Origin of the sequence: Marinicella marina (genome assembly GCF_030065545.1) — a bacterium.
GTDB lineage: Bacteria > Pseudomonadota > Gammaproteobacteria > Xanthomonadales > Marinicellaceae > Marinicella > Marinicella marina.
This window is the reverse complement of record NZ_JASJNC010000002.1, coordinates 436,580-452,182: the sequence shown is the minus strand read 5'-3', so window position 1 is coordinate 452,182 and position 15,603 is coordinate 436,580. Positions and strand designations below refer to the sequence as shown.

General features: G+C 42.8%; 15 protein-coding genes. 1 reads left to right on the top strand and 14 read right to left on the bottom strand.

Going from position 1 to position 15,603, the window contains the following annotated elements:
- Positions 1-5: 5 nt before the first annotated feature.
- The 5 genes from QNI24_RS04685 to QNI24_RS04665 form a co-directional block, all read right to left on the bottom strand.
- On the bottom strand, positions 6-1,403 hold the full coding sequence (locus QNI24_RS04685; protein WP_283708510.1) for a hypothetical protein: 1,398 nt from the start codon (positions 1,401-1,403) through the stop codon (positions 6-8).
- An 85-nt stretch (positions 1,404-1,488) separates the two neighbouring features.
- A complete protein-coding gene (locus tag QNI24_RS04680; protein ID WP_267175126.1) occupies positions 1,489-1,947 on the bottom strand; it encodes a nuclear transport factor 2 family protein in 459 nt (152 codons plus the stop codon).
- On the bottom strand, positions 1,931-2,524 hold the full coding sequence (locus tag QNI24_RS04675) for a BON domain-containing protein (RefSeq protein ID WP_267175125.1): 594 nt from the start codon (positions 2,522-2,524) through the stop codon (positions 1,931-1,933). Before QNI24_RS04675 ends, QNI24_RS04680 begins: the two co-directional genes overlap by 17 nt.
- A gap of 60 nt (positions 2,525-2,584) precedes the next feature.
- Complete coding sequence (locus QNI24_RS04670) at positions 2,585-2,992, bottom strand: YraN family protein (RefSeq protein ID WP_267175124.1); 408 nt, start codon at positions 2,990-2,992, stop codon at positions 2,585-2,587.
- Positions 2,950-4,719: a penicillin-binding protein activator gene (locus tag QNI24_RS04665; protein ID WP_267175123.1), complete on the bottom strand. Its 1,770-nt coding sequence runs from the start codon at positions 4,717-4,719 to the stop codon at positions 2,950-2,952. Before QNI24_RS04665 ends, QNI24_RS04670 begins: the two co-directional genes overlap by 43 nt.
- Before the next feature lie 40 nt (positions 4,720-4,759).
- Between QNI24_RS04665 and rsmI the strand changes: the two genes are divergently transcribed.
- Positions 4,760-5,620, top strand: coding sequence for a 16S rRNA (cytidine(1402)-2'-O)-methyltransferase (rsmI, locus tag QNI24_RS04660; RefSeq protein ID WP_267175122.1), 861 nt, complete (start codon positions 4,760-4,762; stop codon positions 5,618-5,620).
- Here the strand turns inward: rsmI and QNI24_RS04655 are convergent.
- The 9 genes from QNI24_RS04655 to QNI24_RS04615 form a co-directional block, all read right to left on the bottom strand.
- Positions 5,595-6,401, bottom strand: a complete 807-nt coding sequence (locus QNI24_RS04655) for a glycosyltransferase family 2 protein (RefSeq protein WP_267175121.1) — start codon at positions 6,399-6,401, stop codon at positions 5,595-5,597. The genes rsmI and QNI24_RS04655 overlap by 26 nt on opposite strands.
- A gap of 5 nt (positions 6,402-6,406) precedes the next feature.
- Positions 6,407-8,209, bottom strand: a complete 1,803-nt coding sequence (locus QNI24_RS04650) for a hypothetical protein (protein ID WP_267175120.1) — start codon at positions 8,207-8,209, stop codon at positions 6,407-6,409.
- Between the two features lie 2 nt (positions 8,210-8,211).
- Positions 8,212-9,084 (bottom strand): class I SAM-dependent methyltransferase, encoded by an 873-nt coding sequence (locus QNI24_RS04645; protein WP_267175119.1) that lies wholly within the window; start codon positions 9,082-9,084, stop codon positions 8,212-8,214.
- 13 nt (positions 9,085-9,097) lie between these two features.
- Complete coding sequence (locus tag QNI24_RS04640) at positions 9,098-9,892, bottom strand: glycosyltransferase family 2 protein (RefSeq protein WP_267175176.1); 795 nt, start codon at positions 9,890-9,892, stop codon at positions 9,098-9,100.
- A gap of 7 nt (positions 9,893-9,899) precedes the next feature.
- Positions 9,900-11,060, bottom strand: coding sequence for an ABC transporter ATP-binding protein (locus QNI24_RS04635; RefSeq protein ID WP_267175118.1), 1,161 nt, complete (start codon positions 11,058-11,060; stop codon positions 9,900-9,902).
- A 10-nt stretch (positions 11,061-11,070) separates the two neighbouring features.
- Positions 11,071-11,826 (bottom strand): ABC transporter permease, encoded by a 756-nt coding sequence (locus tag QNI24_RS04630; protein ID WP_267175117.1) that lies wholly within the window; start codon positions 11,824-11,826, stop codon positions 11,071-11,073.
- Positions 11,827-12,795 (bottom strand): peptidylprolyl isomerase, encoded by a 969-nt coding sequence (locus tag QNI24_RS04625; RefSeq protein ID WP_267175116.1) that lies wholly within the window; start codon positions 12,793-12,795, stop codon positions 11,827-11,829.
- 2 nt (positions 12,796-12,797) lie between these two features.
- Positions 12,798-14,048: a hypothetical protein gene (locus QNI24_RS04620; protein WP_267175115.1), complete on the bottom strand. Its 1,251-nt coding sequence runs from the start codon at positions 14,046-14,048 to the stop codon at positions 12,798-12,800.
- A gap of 125 nt (positions 14,049-14,173) precedes the next feature.
- The gene (locus tag QNI24_RS04615; protein ID WP_283708509.1) at positions 14,174-15,556 is read right to left on the bottom strand and encodes a hypothetical protein; all 1,383 of its coding nucleotides are present in this window, start codon (positions 15,554-15,556) and stop codon (positions 14,174-14,176) included.
- Positions 15,557-15,603 lie beyond the last annotated feature (47 nt).

The following is a 15,603-nucleotide window of genomic DNA, read 5'->3' as shown; positions in this document are numbered from 1 at the left end:
TTAAATTAACCCGCTTCGGCATTGGCGATGCGCTTCCTTACCATTGACAGTGGTGCCTTGTCATTCAGTTCAACCTCACCATAGGGTGATGTTTTGATACCCAACTCATCCAGTACTGAATGAAATTCAGGGTATGGCTTGCGCAGCACTTCTTGTTGGTAGAGCTCAGTAAAAACCTGGGTGTTGGTGATGGCATCCAATTGTGAAAATAAAGCCCTTGCTGACCAGCCGCGACCTTGCCCCAAACAGCATGTTTGCAGGCCAGCCAAAGCATCAGATAAGGTCACTTGTCCATTGGTTTCGCGCTGCAACGCCACATCAGCCTTAAGTGCAATCACTGCCCCACCCCAGTACATTTGCATATTATGCCGACGGTTTGATTGCTTTAAAACGGGTGCGCTGATTTTTGCCGCTGACCGTTGGCCACGTTCGAACCCAGCCACCAATTTCGACCACGCCGTTTTTTCATCCAACAAACCTGTTCGCAAGCGACTGATGTTTTGGTGGTAGCTGGCAAATCCTTCAGACAACCACCGGTCATAAGGCGTATAAGGAGTCAGTAGGTGACTGAATTCATGTGGTGCGGTCCAATCGGCCATCAATTCAGTACTGCCCTTATTCGCGTTGACCACCAATAAAACCCCTTGACCACCACCACGATTCACTTGGCCCCAAGGCACGGCTCCGCCATCACCGTCAATCAACACCACCAATACCTGCACATCATCCAGTGGAAAACCACCACTCACTTGAGCCACTGATTCCGCCATGGTTTTGACCCAATGGCTGATGTCTGATTGGCGATGGCGATAGGCGCCAGCCAAGATGGCCAAACGCAATTGAGAGTCTGACAATATAATTCGCTCTGTCTGCAGTTCACCAATTGCTATATAGCCATCTGAATATTTCGGGCTGGGTTTTTTTAAATAGCTGGTTTTTTGCGCTGATCGGCTGAGCAATTGCCAAGGTGATGAAATGTGAATATGGGTTGCATGGTTGAAGATGACATGGGGTAAATCTCGTACCCTCATATCATCTGGTTGCCATAACATGGCATCAATTTTCAGCAGCAATTCACCAGGGTGCTGTTGCTTCAGTTGTTTGGAGGTGACGGCATCACCATCAACTGTATAAGACAAACAGCCGGCTTGTTGGTCAGGTAACTCAATATAACCTGGGTGTACTGCTGCTTTTTGGCCTTGCCAGAGGATGTTGCTAGAGGCGTTTTGTAGTACCCGGTCATTGGCCTCAACATAATCTGGAGCTGAGGTAAAACAATGCATCACTTCAAGTGTCTTGTCTTGGTGGGCATAGTTGATGGTGATTTCATCAGCGGCCAAAGCCACAAATGACAACATCATGAGTAGCAGCATGGTGGTGCTTGTTTTAAGTTGTTGCAACATGATAGGCCAGTGAGATTGAGGTTTGCCCTGCAGGCATCAGCCAGCTGGGCCATCTCAATCAGTTTTAATTCAATGGCTTACTATGTTAGTTCTGGTCGCATTGATAAGCCGTGAAATACCACACATTGATGATTAAACCAGCATTTAACTCGTAGACAGACAAACTGCACTGAGTTTTTGCCACGCCATTTTGATCCTGCCACAAAGCACGTTCAACCTGATGTATGAAGTTGCCAGACTGTTGTGATGAAACCACTGCTGACTGTGCATCGGGGTTTTGTTTAAAATAGCCCTTCAGAAAGTTAGATAATGCATTTTTATCAGCCGTCTCTGTATACAATTGGTTTTGTTCGATGAACATGTACTGCACATCAACATCGACCAGCTGTAACATGGCATCGATGTTTTGTTGGTTATAAGCTGCGACAAAATCAACCGCCACATTCTCTGGTGGTCGCGTTTGCTTCGCCATATTGAGGTTGATGTGGCAAGCGCTGAGTAAACCGCAAGCCAGCAGCAACAAGCAATTAGTCAGTGTATTCAAATATTTTCACCACACGATCTACACCGCGTAAATGACGGATTCGCTCGACCACAGCGTCTGCCTCATCACGGCTCACAATACCCATGAGGTAAACTTCACGGTTTGCTGTGGTGATATGAACTCGGGTCGGATCGAAACCTTCCATGTCAATTTTTAGCAACGATGCTTTGGCCTTTGAACCAATGTAACCATCTTTACTGCGTTTACCAATGTGCGAAATTTCATCCACCAACTTGAGCTCATTGACCACGTTGATGACACCGTCTTTGATGGCTGCTGAATCTTCAGCCTTGATTCGGTCCTCTTGGTTTTTAACTTCACCTGCCAACAAAACCACACCATTGTAGGCCTCCACTTTGATGCGTGAATCATCAATCAATGATTTTCTGATTTCATTCTTCACGCTGGCAGTGATGATTTTGTCATCCAATACCTGACCTGCACTGCGTCGATCGTGGGCAATGTTAACGCCTGTGACTATGGCCCCGCCGATGATGACCGGCGCACATGCGGTTAAGGTACTCATCAAAGCAATCGCCAGTAAACTGACTTGGGTGAATCGGGTTGGTTTCATCATAAATGTCCTCATAACAATCTATTTTACAGCAGTCGCTTAAACACGAACTACCGGTTGGGTTTAGCAAAAAGCGTTTTTCAGCCAATTCAGGTTTTCCTCGTTGATCTCATTATCTATAGCCACCACATCAAAACGACAATACACTCGATCTGAAAGCTGTTTGTTTTGTAAATACAGTTGTGCCGTTCTGATAATCTTTTGTTGCTTGCTCAAGGTCACCGTTTCAGCGGCGTGGGCCCAATCACTGCGCGCTCTGAACTTGACTTCTATAAAAACCAGGCATTGGCCATCTCGCATAATTAAATCAATTTCACCTAATTTGGTGTTGTAGTTCTGGTCCAATAGCTTCAGACCTTGTCGCTGCAAATATTGAGCAGCAAAAGTTTCAGCTTGTTGGCCATTGCTGTGCTTTGTCTTGTTGTTGATCAAGGCAAAGCAACGATTGAGCCATTGTTGTATTCTGCCCACTTAAGCCCTCTCCTGAACTGACCATCAAAGCCCAAATTTATTTTACCTGTTAAACCCTCAATCATGCCACTGTTGACCCGGCTCATCCATTGTAAACGAGTGATTAATTGGTACGCATCATAACCCAAAGCAAATAGGTTTTTACTGTTGCCAATCCTTGACAGCTCAAAAGGCAGTATTTCATGCCACTGGCTGTTAGGTAACTCAATGGGGCTGATGGCAAACTTAACACCTTGTAAATCTCTGTTGTGCTGTTCGTTATTGAAGCCATCAAATACATGGGAGGTGGCATACACTGGGGTTTCATTGGCACGATGAAACTTAAGTTGTGGCACCATCAAACGGGCAAAATCAGGTCGTGCTGCCAGGAAAATGGCATCCATATCGGCACGAACCACTTCTTCAGAAGCCAAATTCAGTTTTAAAAAGCTTTGTAAGTTTTTGGCCCTGAGCTGACTCTCAATCAAACCAAGCGTTTGACGTAACTGCGCTGAGTAATCATTCTGCTCTGGTTGGAAATAGCTGTTATCAATGATTTGTCCACCTAAATCGACAAAACGCTGCGCAAATGCTTTGGTCATCCGTTCCCCCCAGGGGTCATTGGGTGCCAAGATTATGGCCCTTCTTTGGCCATCTTCATACATGCGTTCGGCGGCTTGCTCTGCTTCAACCTCGGGCGATAAAGTGAATTGAAAATAATCGGATTCAGATTGGTTCAACAACACCACTGGTATGGCCGGTGCGGGCATTGCTTCGATTTTTTCGATGGCTGATTTATCCAAGGGACCAATAATTAAATCAACCTCTTGCTCTTGAGCCGCATACCAAGCCGCTGAGATATTTTCTGCCTGACTTCCCGTGTCAAAAAATTGCAAATCAAATTGGTTACCCTCATCCACCACTGAAGCAGTGAGTAAACCTTTCTGAATGGCCTTGGCTGCTGCTTGGAAACGACCTGACAGAGGTAATAAAATCGCCACTGACTGTTGTTTATTGACCTGATTCATGTCTAAAAAATATTGCGCCGCCGGATGTTCCGTCCACAACAACAACCAGTTTTCCCCTGACACGCCATCAGCACCAAAGTTAACATAAGCGGCCTCGAACCAGCCTTGTGTTTCATAATCATAAGAATCATCGCCAATGGCCATGATCAACTCAGCTTGATCAATGCGAATCAGGTTATTTACAATTTCATTGTCCCATACTTGGCTCATCAACTCGTCGTCGACAGACTGTTTAAGTTGAACCAACGCAACCACAGCTTGTAAATGGCGTTGTTCACTCTGCAAACAATTGGCCCTGACTTGCCAATACCTTTGTTGCCATATTTCATCTGTAGGTGGTGAGGCCAATTCATCTGATTTCATCAGCGCTTGAGCACATTCACCGGCTTCTTGCATTAACTCGGCCTCAATCACTTTGACAATAGGTGTACGCAAGCTAGATTCACTCAGTAATTTCCATAATTGTGGCATTTCACCCAGTTGTTTCCAGGTATCAAGCAATGATTCGAATACCGCAGCATCTTTGTTGTTACTTTCCCAAGCCTGCTGTAGCCATTGTGCGGCTGAAAAGTAATCTTGTTGAGCATACAAGTCCAAGCCAGTGGTTTTTGCTTTTGAGTCCGTTGGCTTCATGCCTGGACCTGAAGGGCCTGAACCACAGGCGCTCAGTAGCAGCAATACAACAGCAATAATGATGGGGTTTTTAAATTTCGTATTCATGTTTAGGATTTTAACCCAGAAGTCATTAAAATACTGTTCGATGAATCAATCTTCTGCAACAGCAAGCGGCACACTTTATGTGGTGGCCACGCCTATAGGCAACCTCAATGACATCACCTTGCGTGCGTTAGAGGTTCTCAATCAATGTGACTTAGTGGCTTGTGAAGACACTCGCCACAGCATGCGTTTGTTTCAAGCCCATGGCATCACCACCAAAACCGTTGCCTTACATCAACACAACGAAGCAAAACAGTCGCATAAACTGATTGAACGGCTCATCAATGGAGATGATGTGGCACTGGTCTCAGATGCAGGCACGCCACTGATCAGCGACCCTGGTTTTCCGTTATTGGGTTTGGCCCACGAAAATAACATAAAAGTGGTGCCCATACCCGGGCCATCGGCTTTGATTGCCTTGCTTTCCGTAGCAGCCATCAATACCCAACCTTTTGTATTTCATGGCTTTGTTCCACCCAAATCCAAACAAAGGGTGGCCGAGTTTGTATCTTGGCTAGAGACCACAGCCACCCATGTGTATTATGAGTCATCACACCGTATAGTTGCATCGATTGAAGCTTTGATTGAAGTTTTTGGTGAAACCGCTGAAGTCGCAATGGGTCGCGAGTTGACCAAAACTTTTGAGCAAATTTTCACCGGTACTGCCATTGAGCTATTACAGCTGGTCGAAAGCAACAACAACCATCAGAAGGGTGAATTTGTGCTGGCGGTTTTAAATAAAAAACCTGCGGTATCCGATGAAATTGGTAGCCAGCCGGCTGCATTGATTGCCCAACTGATGCCACTGCTGCCACCAAAAACGGTGGCCAAAGTCGTGGCTGATCATTACGGACTCAATAAAAAACAGGTGTATAACTTTATTTTGCGCCAAGCAACCACTTAGTCACTTGATATTCCCACCGTGGTCGATGCTTCTTCAGGTAACGTAAAAGCCCTTGTCTTTTCCATTGGCTGACTTCTCTGGTGTTTTTGGATGAGTGCCCTTTGAGGTGTGTCACCGCCACTGAATCAATATAAATGATGTCATGCCCAACGGCTTTCAACCGCGCAAATAAATCCAAGTCTTCAAAGTGCAATGGAAATGATTCGTCAAAGCCATCGATGGCATCAAAACTTCGGCGCCTGACAACCATACAGGCACCATTCACCGCTTCAACTTGTAACACACCATCAACAGCAGCAGGGCTATTGATGGTGACACCCTTGACTCCTGGTATGTGGCTGAGTCGAGTCAGTTGAAACAAGATACGCCAGAAAGTGGGCAATCGACGACGAGAGGCGGCTTGCAGCGTACCATCGGTATTCAACACACGGCAGCCAATCATCGCTGCCTGCTGATTGCGGCTTAATTCTGCCACCATTGATTGTAATTGTTCATGGCTGATGAAGCAGTCAGGGTTAATAAAAGCCAGGAACTCGCCTTCACCCGCAGCAGCGCCTTGATTACAGCCTTTAGCAAAACCTGAATTTTGCAAATTTTCTATCAGTTTTAATTGTTTAGCAAATGATTGTTTTTTTAATCGCACCAATGAGTCGTCAGTTGAATGATTATCCACCACCACTACATTAATGCCTGAATCAATACCCTTAACTAATTTACTGAGGCATTGCTGTAACACATCACCGGCATTGTAATTCACCACAACCACATCAATGTTGTGCATCGAACTCACTGCCCCAGACAAAATGCCCACAGTTTTGGCCAGACATCCATGGCATCAACCACTTCTTTTAAGTCATGCCTGATTTTAGCAATGCATGACTCTAAGTCCATGGTCTCATCCCAGTCACTCAACACTGGAGACTGGTTGGATTTAATGGCTTTGCCATTGGCTTGTACTATTTCACGAACATCGGCCTGCCAGTAAATGGGTGCGTCAGGAACTTGATCGAGTATGTTCTGTAGAGACATCACCAAATCCGAACGGGTTTTAGTCATGTACTCCTGTAATCTATTGGCCAATGCTTGATCAGAACCTGTTTGTAAGTCTGTTATCGCAGCTTTGATACTGGTGAACCGGGCATTGACATCACGAGAGTGAATATTAATAAAAATGGAGGAGATATAATCTGCCACAAAGCTGTTAAAATTTGGCCTTCTGGCGATGTGATTAAAGCTACTGCGGTCACGGGTGCTGACTTGTAAGTGGCCCATCATGAAGGGGAAATGTAATGAGACTTGATCAGGATAACAACCCAACATCATGCAATTAAAGAAATGGTCTTCATTCTTATTGATAGGCATCGCAAATGGGGTCAATGTACTGTTATCGATGGCAGATGGCGCAAAATTTGAGCAGCGCAGGGCTTGGTAATTTGGCGAGTAATGCATCAAGTGCGAGGCTTCTATGTTTTCCAAATAGGTTTCACGATCCTGCCAAAAGGCCTCACGTTGCTCGCCCTCCAATAAGTACAGCCAATAATTACTTTCAGAGCGGGGACTGCCCCAGGTGCCATTACCAGTGGATTTAATCAGTGAATTTTCATTTAAGCGATCTAAATCAATCAGGCGCCAACCATACAATGAGGTGGGTTTAACTTGATTTTCTTGATTCAGCCAATGACCAAAATGATCACCACATGCTGAAATCATTTGTGCCATGATTGGCGACTCCACTTCAGCACTTTTTTCTTTGATGTCACGCACCGACAAACCAAAACCGACATCCAAACTGGCATGATCAGATAAATTGATTTGTTCAACATCATGATTGGCTGCCTTGCGCGGTTGAATCAAATAATCATCGTCATAAAAAGTGAATTTTTTGCCAGCCAAAGCCAACAAAGCCAAATTCCATACCCGACCACCAGTGAAACCATCACGCTCTGTTAGCAACCATTCAATTGATTGACGGTCTTGTTCAAATTCATCACACAACATGCCAATGAATTGATTTTGCCAAGACTGGCCATGGTATTTAACGCTCATCTCAGCGTTCATGCATATTTTCTGATTGGCTTCTTGTGATTTCACATCTGGAGAGTCATCAAAAACCAACACGGTTTTATCCAGGGTTTCGGATTCTTCATAACTGGCCAAGGATTCTAGCAGGCGCTGTAGATTCTCTGGTCTTTGGCATGTTCTGATGACCATACCAGCATACGGCACCTCACGGGATTGTTGGTGCTGGCTTTTTATCTTTGCCAACCAGTCATCGGCACTGACCAACAACCCTTTGTTTTTCAGAAAACCCAACACTTTTTTTATCGCCTCTTGCTGACCTTTAAGTTCTGCAATGTTGGCCTCGATGACATTCACATGTTCATGCATGGGCTTAAATTGTTGGGTCAAGCCCATCGCTTGAAGCACTTGGAGTGTCATCACATGATTAACACCCTCTTGGTGATCCATAAAAACCAGTTCTTCTTGTGACAGTTGCTGCACTGTGCCTGATACTGAGGCATAGAGTGTGTTGTCTAAAGGTGCTGGTTTACTTATTTGTTGTTCACCAAAATTAAATTCAAATTCCATATTTATTTCCTCTCAAACCATCTGATACAACGACCGATGATTGGGTGATTGAGCCAAGATTGTTGCTTTTCAGCCAAAGCTTTGTAGTCATTCTCAGCTTTTATGTGCGCCCTGATGACCGCGTTGTAATGACCATAAATTTGTTCTGATTGCTCAGTGAAGTTATATAAGTCCTGACCCTTACTGTTGCTGAGGTCTCCATTACTGGCGGCTACTATTAAGTAAACCGGCTCAAACAATGGCTGATTTGAAACATTGTTCTTACTGTCCAAACAATCAAACTGAACTGTTTTTGGGGTGGTATCCAATCGCCATATGGCCGATGAAAACAGCAACTTCTGTCCAAACCAATGCTGCTGTGTGAACACCTCATCAATCATCTGCTTGAACTCGTCTTGATACAATTCACGCACATGATACTCATTATTGAAACCGGTCTTATCACTGTATTCTTTTTTATCAGGTGTTGAAATCAACAACACACCATCAGGTTTTAATACCCGTTTAAATTCTGCCAATAAGGCTTCATGCTCAGCCAAATGCTCAAGGGTTTCAAAAGAAACCACTACATCGAAGCTGTCATCCTCGAATGCTAAGTTAAGCACGTCAGATTGATGAAATTTGAGATTAGATCTTTGATACCTGCTGGTAGCGTGTTCGACAGCAGTGGGGTCAATATCAACACCATCGACTGAGCTTGCAGTTTGTGCCATCAAATGGCTGCCATAGCCTTCACCACATGCTGCATCTAACACTTTTTTGTCAGCAACCCAATCCAATGCCATGGTGTACCGATGGTAATGTTCATACCAGATTTCACGTTCGCAATCAGGCAGGAACCGTTCACCTGTAAAAGTTAAACCGCTTTCAGTCATGTTTGATGGTTGTTTAAAAAGCGCCTATTTTAGCAATGATTGACTTTCTTGTTGTTGCTAACGGGTCCTTTTCAATGAATTTTTGAATCAACTGCAGGTAATCTGGGTGCTTTTTAAGTAGTCGCTGCATGGTTTCTTCATTGGGCCTTAAGTCTTTCTCTTTAAAAGACTGGTTCCCAATATGCGCCACATAGCAATTATCCACCAACACATTACGCAAACCAGCTTGGCTTACTCGCAAGGAATAATCATTCTCCTCACCATAGCCCCATCCAAATGTGGACTCATCAAACAGCCCCACTTGTTGTTTCGCAGCAGCTGAAATTAACATACAAAAACCAACTGCAGTAGGCAATTCCGGATACAATGGTTGGTGTTTTTGAGCCAGTTGTGTGGCCAAATCATCGATGTCATCCGGTACGGGGTTAACTTTCAATGTTTCCGGCAGTGAGCAAATTTCAGCGTTGTTAGACCAGGGTGTCGCTGTACCTATATCGGGGCAAATAATGGTGGCTTGTTTGAACCTGTCTAACCAAGCGCTGGTAACCAAAGTGTCTGAGTTCAAAAGAATGCTGTGTGATGAACTGTTTCTCAGGCCTATGTTAGCTGTTTTCACAAAACCCATATTGTCTTGATTGTGCCGCACTTGCCAATGACTGGGCATATCATTCAGCAGCGATTTAATTCTGTGGTCAGTAGATGCATCATTGATCAACAGCACATCGTCATTCAAATTATGCTTCTTCAGTGCCAACAAAGCCGGTTTAACAACATCATAGGCATTATAAATAGGAACAATAATTTGCACAGTCAACTTACTTCCAATCAGTTGTTATTTGATAGACACCATGTTCACGACTTTGTCCTTTGACTTTGACTAATTTTTTAAACGTATCAATCATTTGTATGTTGTCAGGTGTCATGGTGTGAAACTTAAATTCATACATACCCGGCATCAGCTTGAGTCCAGGCAATTTCAAACGATAGGTAATCATGCCATTTTCATCGATTGTTGGCTTGGTTTTAAACAGTTCTGAATAAGTACCATAAACCGGCTGATCATCATGTGTAGCAATCCCAAAACAAATACCAGGAATTTTATCATCTGGCGTATATACTTGAACTTCTATATCAATGTCGCTGTTAAATGGAAATTCATAACTCACTTGACCTTGGTGTCTGATGATGAAGTCATGGATGTGGTAAGTGGCACGATTGACTTGATCTCCTGAAGGCATGCTGTTGTGATCGGTAATTGAAGCTTGATAGGCTTGAGTCACTTCAAACACATCACCATAGCCTTTCATCACACCTTGCTCTAACCACAGTGCTTTGGCGCAGAGTTTTTGCACATGGTAAACACTGTGTGACACCAACAGTAAGGTACCACCATTTTTTAAGTATTGATCAATCCAAGTAAGGCATTTTAATTGAAAACTGTGATCTCCAACCGCAAGCACTTCATCAGTTATCAACAAATCAGGTTTGGTTTGCGTGATAACCGAAAAACCCAATCTAACAACCATGCCTGATGAATAGTTTTTCACTGGCTCATTGATGTATTCACCGATGTTGGCAAACTTAATCATGTTATTTATTCTTTCATCGGCATCATCACCTTGTAAACCATACAGAGCGGCTGACATGCGCAGATTCTCAATACCTGTATATTCAGGGTCAAACCCAGAACCCAACTCCAGTAAAGCTCCCACAGTACCGTTAATTTCAAACCGACCAGAAGTCGGCTGAATAACACTTGAAATAATTTTTAATAAAGTACTTTTACCGGCACCATTTTTACCAATGATGGCCAGTGACTCACCTTTGTTTACCGAAAATGAAATGTCTTTTAAGATGTGTTTACCGCTGTCATCGTTTTTATTAAGCAGTATTTTAAGCATGCCCCTAACCCGTTGTTGGTTGGTAGCTACATGCGGGTAGAATTTATTGATGTTCTCAATCTTAATCAAACTCATTGAGGAGTCCTCAGGCAAAATCATCAAATCGAGGCGCTAGTTTTTTAAAGAACCAGTTACTTATGAGTAATAACAGAATCGATAAAACAAATATTTTGAACAAGCTCAACCAACCCAATTCATTCAAACCAAAAGTAACATCATGAATAAAATTAAAAATCGGTAACAGAGGATTGATTGAAAAATAAGGTTGAGCAGATTCTGGAATTAATGTCCAAGAATAAATGATTGGGGTACAAAAGAATAACAGGGGCAGAAGTGCTGACACAATTTGCTTGAGGTCGCGGTAGAACACATAAAAAGCAGCAAACAATAAACTCAGAGCAATGGCCAAAACATACAAAACCAATAAGGGCACAAACAATAACCAAAGGTTGATACTCAATGTCAACCGATCCATTATCGCCAACAAAATAAGGATGGCTAAAAAGCCAATCCCATGTAGCAAGAAGTTTGCTGTGGTTCCTGCAGTAACTACATGCCTGAGATCTATTTTAACTTTGCCTAATAAATCCTTTCTGTTGACCACAGCATTGATGGAACCAAGTACAGACTCAGAAAAAGCCATCCAAGGCCACAAACCAACCGCTAAATAGGTAATGAATGCATTGGCTGGCAGATCAGGCACCCTGGCCTTAAACAAAACACCAAATACCAGGTTATAAATCAAAAGTGTAATCAACGGATGGAAAATGATCCATACTATCGCAGAAGAATTACCAAGGTAACGGTCTGTTACCTCTTTCTTCAGAAAAAACTTAAACATTTACTCTTCAGTCAACAGCGGATTATACCTTTCAAAAACCTGTGCCATCACTTCAGGGTCCATATTAACTTTGTTTTTTGCTTGTGTATTGATGATATTCTGTAGTTTTTTCTCTACAATCTGTGGCAATAAATCAGCCTTGATTTGATCACTGTAATCCTCAAGTTTTGGTTTCACCTCATCTATTTTCGCATTAACCCTTATCAAGTAGAAATAACCTTCGTGTTTGAATAGTTTTGGTATGGTTGAATTGATATTTGCTTCAAAGATTTCATCAGTGAACGGGAAGTCTAAGTCTACCGCCCTAAATTCTTTCAAGTGACCTTGATTGTACTTTACTGAATCATCATCTGAAATTTCAGGTGCAATATCACTGAAATAATCAAAACTGTCATTACTAATCAAATCAATAAGTATTGCTTTCAATTCTTCAACTGTGAATTTTTGTTCATTGATCTTTATCAGTGAAAGGTCTCGTTTTTCAGGTACGGTCCATTCCTTCAAATTTAGCATGAAGTATTCACTCACCAATTGATCAATCGCTCCTTTTTCAAGTTCAGACTGCAGATACGTAGGCATTCTGGCAAAATATTCTTTTTTGATAATGAATGCTTTGAGTTTCTCTAAAGTGTCACTTTTATCAAGCCCAAGCTTAACGAAAAAGGCTTCATCATAATCATCGGCCATTTCATCAACCGTCTGATTAACCAAGTCAGGAATCTTGTTAAATCCCTCATGCGTATCAAGACCTTGTTCATTGATATAATCATGAACGATGTTGAGGTTGAGCATGGTGATGATGTTTTTTTCAATCTGCATCTTGTCATTGATGAAGCCAGGACGGCTCTCAGGGCTTAATGATAAAACATAAGCGTCTAAATCAGAAACTGGAACAGAGGAAGAACCCTGTTCCAGTATGGTTTGTTCTGGTTGTAGACTAAGAATCAACCAAAATAAAGCTTTTATCATAATTACTGATCTTCTAATTCATTGAAAAATACGGCACATCTGCTGTCAGTTTGGAAGCCACATCTGCCAGGAGTTTGATCAAATGGATCATTGTCATGCAAGAAGTTCAAATAATATGATTGGCCCGGCTGAATCACACAGAAGGTGTTAGGGTCATCACTTGGATTGGTTGAGATCCTTACTTGTGGAAATTGTGTGGTCACGAACAATCTGGTACAAATAGCAGTAGATGGATTAAAGTCTCCAGGGCAACGACTGATACTCATAGTGGTCGCAAATGGACTATTAAAGTTAGATGGTGTTGGGAAGAACTGAAGCTTTCTTCTGAAATTTGTTTGTGATGTACTGAATCCTGAAATTTCCATATACTGGGTGACGTTAAAATCAGCAATGGCGTTGGTGTCATCATTGGTACCAAATGGAAAACCATCATTCAAAAGTGTGTAATCTGTCTGAACTGGACCTTCTGTTAAATTATTTGGCAACACTGTAGAAGCACAGGCTGGATCTACTTGTGTTTGGAAAATAATGGTTCGAGTTTGAACCGGCAAATTATCACAATCCAACGAAACAGTTGTGGTTTCTGTGATTGATAAAGGTGATGTTGTTCCATTTGTACCTATTGAAGCACTGTTCCACCCTAATAATGTTGGGTTTGAGCTGGCTGCACATGTAGATACATCTGAAGCACTCCATGCGATAGTTGCTGTGGCACCTGGCCCAGTTACCACCACTGAAGTGGCAGAAGAACCATTAACTGTGAATGAATCAATAGAAGGATCGGTTGAAATCACTCCTTGCTGTTCGCTGATAGTGAAAGACTCTGTCACACTACTTAAACCATTACTACATTCAAGCTGTAAGGTAGCTGGTAAATTATCAAATAGAACAACTTCGGGTGAAGGCGGGTTCTTACCATCAGTGGCAGTCCTATTGCCTTCCCAAGTTGAATTGTTACCAACCGTACTGGCATTACAAGTATCGGCATTGGCAACGACCCAGCTGACTCCCACAGATTCGCCTATGGTGATGTCATATTCATCTGGGAAAAACCCCAGAATAACAGGTTGGTTTTCTGGAACAATTAAAAATGATCCATTTTCAGTAGTGACTGTGACATCACCACTTTGGTTGTCAATAACCACATCACCGGTGATGTTGACTTCTTCGTCATTGTTACTGAAGATTAATTTCTCTGCACCAACAGTAAAACTGAAGAGCAGTGTGATGATTAGAATTGACCGTTTTCTCATTTCGTTCTCTAATTAGGTTTAAAACTCGGATTATACATCAGAGCTTGTTAATATTTTATTCAAAAAAAAAGGCAAGATAAATCTTGCCTTTTCAGTTCTTTAAAAAGAATTATTTCAATCTGTGCTTATGGCGCAGATGAAATCAAACCTTTATGTACGAACAAGCCAGCGTACTGAGCCAACAAACCTTCTGCGGCACCCGCATTAGTGAATTGTTGTGCTGAGAAACCAGCTACTGGTAAACCAGTGTAGCCTAAAGCGTCTGTGTAAGCATCAAAAGATACACGTGCCCAACCATTTTCAGTTGCAACAGGTGTAGCAGGAGTTCTAACAGTAACTAAGTTAGTAGAACCAAAGATGCTAGCAGCTGAAGCGTCAGCATTAGGACGTAAGAATCTTAATACGTTTGACTCATAACAGAACTCTGGGTTCTCACCTTCAGGAGGACGTGGAGAAATCACACCGCCAGCTGGAGTTTCTTCTTGCTCTTCACGGTCCCACATAGTGATGCCGAATTCGTGACAAGAGTTAACACCATTCCAGAAAGTATCGAATGGAGGAATAACTGGAACCGCACCCAAAGTATTTACGTGTGGGTTTTTAGTTGGGAATGTAACAACCCACTCAGTTTTACCAGCAACGATTGAATCTAAAGCGTACTCGTTGTAGATTTCTTGCTTAGTGAACAAACCAGAAATAGCTTGTGCGCCATTAGGGTAAGTCAAGTTAACACCAACACCTTCGTCGAAGATAGCGATGTTAGTATCACCAGAAGCGATAGAAGGTGCCAAGTTACCTGGAGCAGTGTGCTGACCAGCACCGTTCAACCAGAAATCATCAACAGCAATCGCGTCATAAGTCATGGCAACGCCTTCAGCAACGTTAACCAATACTGCAGAACCGAATAAACCGCCTTCAGTTGGCTCAGTTACGTCTTCGTTATAAGTTTCGTCTAACCAAGCGTCAGCGAAGAAACCACAGTTAGCTGGAACACCAGTTTCACCGTGATCAGAAGAAGCGTATGAAACAGTACCAGCTGAGAATGAACCCATTTCTAATACTTCGAAGTGACCTTCAACAGCTCTGTCTGCCAAAGAAGCATTTCCAGCAGCAACTGACAAAGGATCAGTTTCTTGGATAGCGAAAGGCAAGAAGTCTTGGCTTGCTTTTGGCAAGTAAGGAGCACAAGAAGTGTCTCCAGTTGAGTGATTACCGTTTACAACAGCGCCGTCAGCGTTCAATACTGGAGTCAAAGCACCAGTCCAAACGTCAAAAGCAGACAAGTAAACGTTGAAATCGAGAACCTCAACAGAGTTCTCACCTTCTAAGAAACGTACTTTAACAGCTTTTGCATCAGCAGTTGTGTTAACAACTGAGTACAAAGTGTTTAAGCCATTGCTTACTGTGTAGTAAGGATAAATCAGTACCTCACCAGTACCTTCTGGGTTGATGTGCTGTGCAGCATTTGCTAAACCAGCAACGCCTGCTAAACCAGCAACAACACCCATAGTTAGTTTGTTTTTTTTCATTTCTAACTCCAAATTTAATAAAAATA

What these genes read in the sequence shown, in the direction of transcription:
- QNI24_RS04615 (WP_283708509.1), bottom strand. Translation starts at nt 15,556, where the DNA reads ATGGGTGTTGTTGCTGGTTTAGCAGGCGTTGCTGGTTTAGCAAATGCT.
- QNI24_RS04635 (WP_267175118.1), bottom strand. Translation starts at nt 11,060, where the DNA reads ATGAGTTTGATTAAGATTGAGAACATCAATAAATTCTACCCGCATGTA.
- rsmI (WP_267175122.1), top strand. Translation starts at nt 4,760, where the DNA reads ATGAATCAATCTTCTGCAACAGCAAGCGGCACACTTTATGTGGTGGCC.
- QNI24_RS04665 (WP_267175123.1), bottom strand. Translation starts at nt 4,719, where the DNA reads ATGAATACGAAATTTAAAAACCCCATCATTATTGCTGTTGTATTGCTG.
- QNI24_RS04655 (WP_267175121.1), bottom strand. Translation starts at nt 6,401, where the DNA reads ATGCACAACATTGATGTGGTTGTGGTGAATTACAATGCCGGTGATGTG.
- QNI24_RS04620 (WP_267175115.1), bottom strand. Translation starts at nt 14,048, where the DNA reads ATGAGAAAACGGTCAATTCTAATCATCACACTGCTCTTCAGTTTTACT.
- QNI24_RS04685 (WP_283708510.1), bottom strand. Translation starts at nt 1,403, where the DNA reads ATGTTGCAACAACTTAAAACAAGCACCACCATGCTGCTACTCATGATG.
- QNI24_RS04645 (WP_267175119.1), bottom strand. Translation starts at nt 9,084, where the DNA reads ATGACTGAAAGCGGTTTAACTTTTACAGGTGAACGGTTCCTGCCTGAT.
- QNI24_RS04650 (WP_267175120.1), bottom strand. Translation starts at nt 8,209, where the DNA reads ATGGAATTTGAATTTAATTTTGGTGAACAACAAATAAGTAAACCAGCA.
- QNI24_RS04675 (WP_267175125.1), bottom strand. Translation starts at nt 2,524, where the DNA reads ATGATGAAACCAACCCGATTCACCCAAGTCAGTTTACTGGCGATTGCT.
- QNI24_RS04630 (WP_267175117.1), bottom strand. Translation starts at nt 11,826, where the DNA reads ATGTTTAAGTTTTTTCTGAAGAAAGAGGTAACAGACCGTTACCTTGGT.
- QNI24_RS04625 (WP_267175116.1), bottom strand. Translation starts at nt 12,795, where the DNA reads ATGATAAAAGCTTTATTTTGGTTGATTCTTAGTCTACAACCAGAACAA.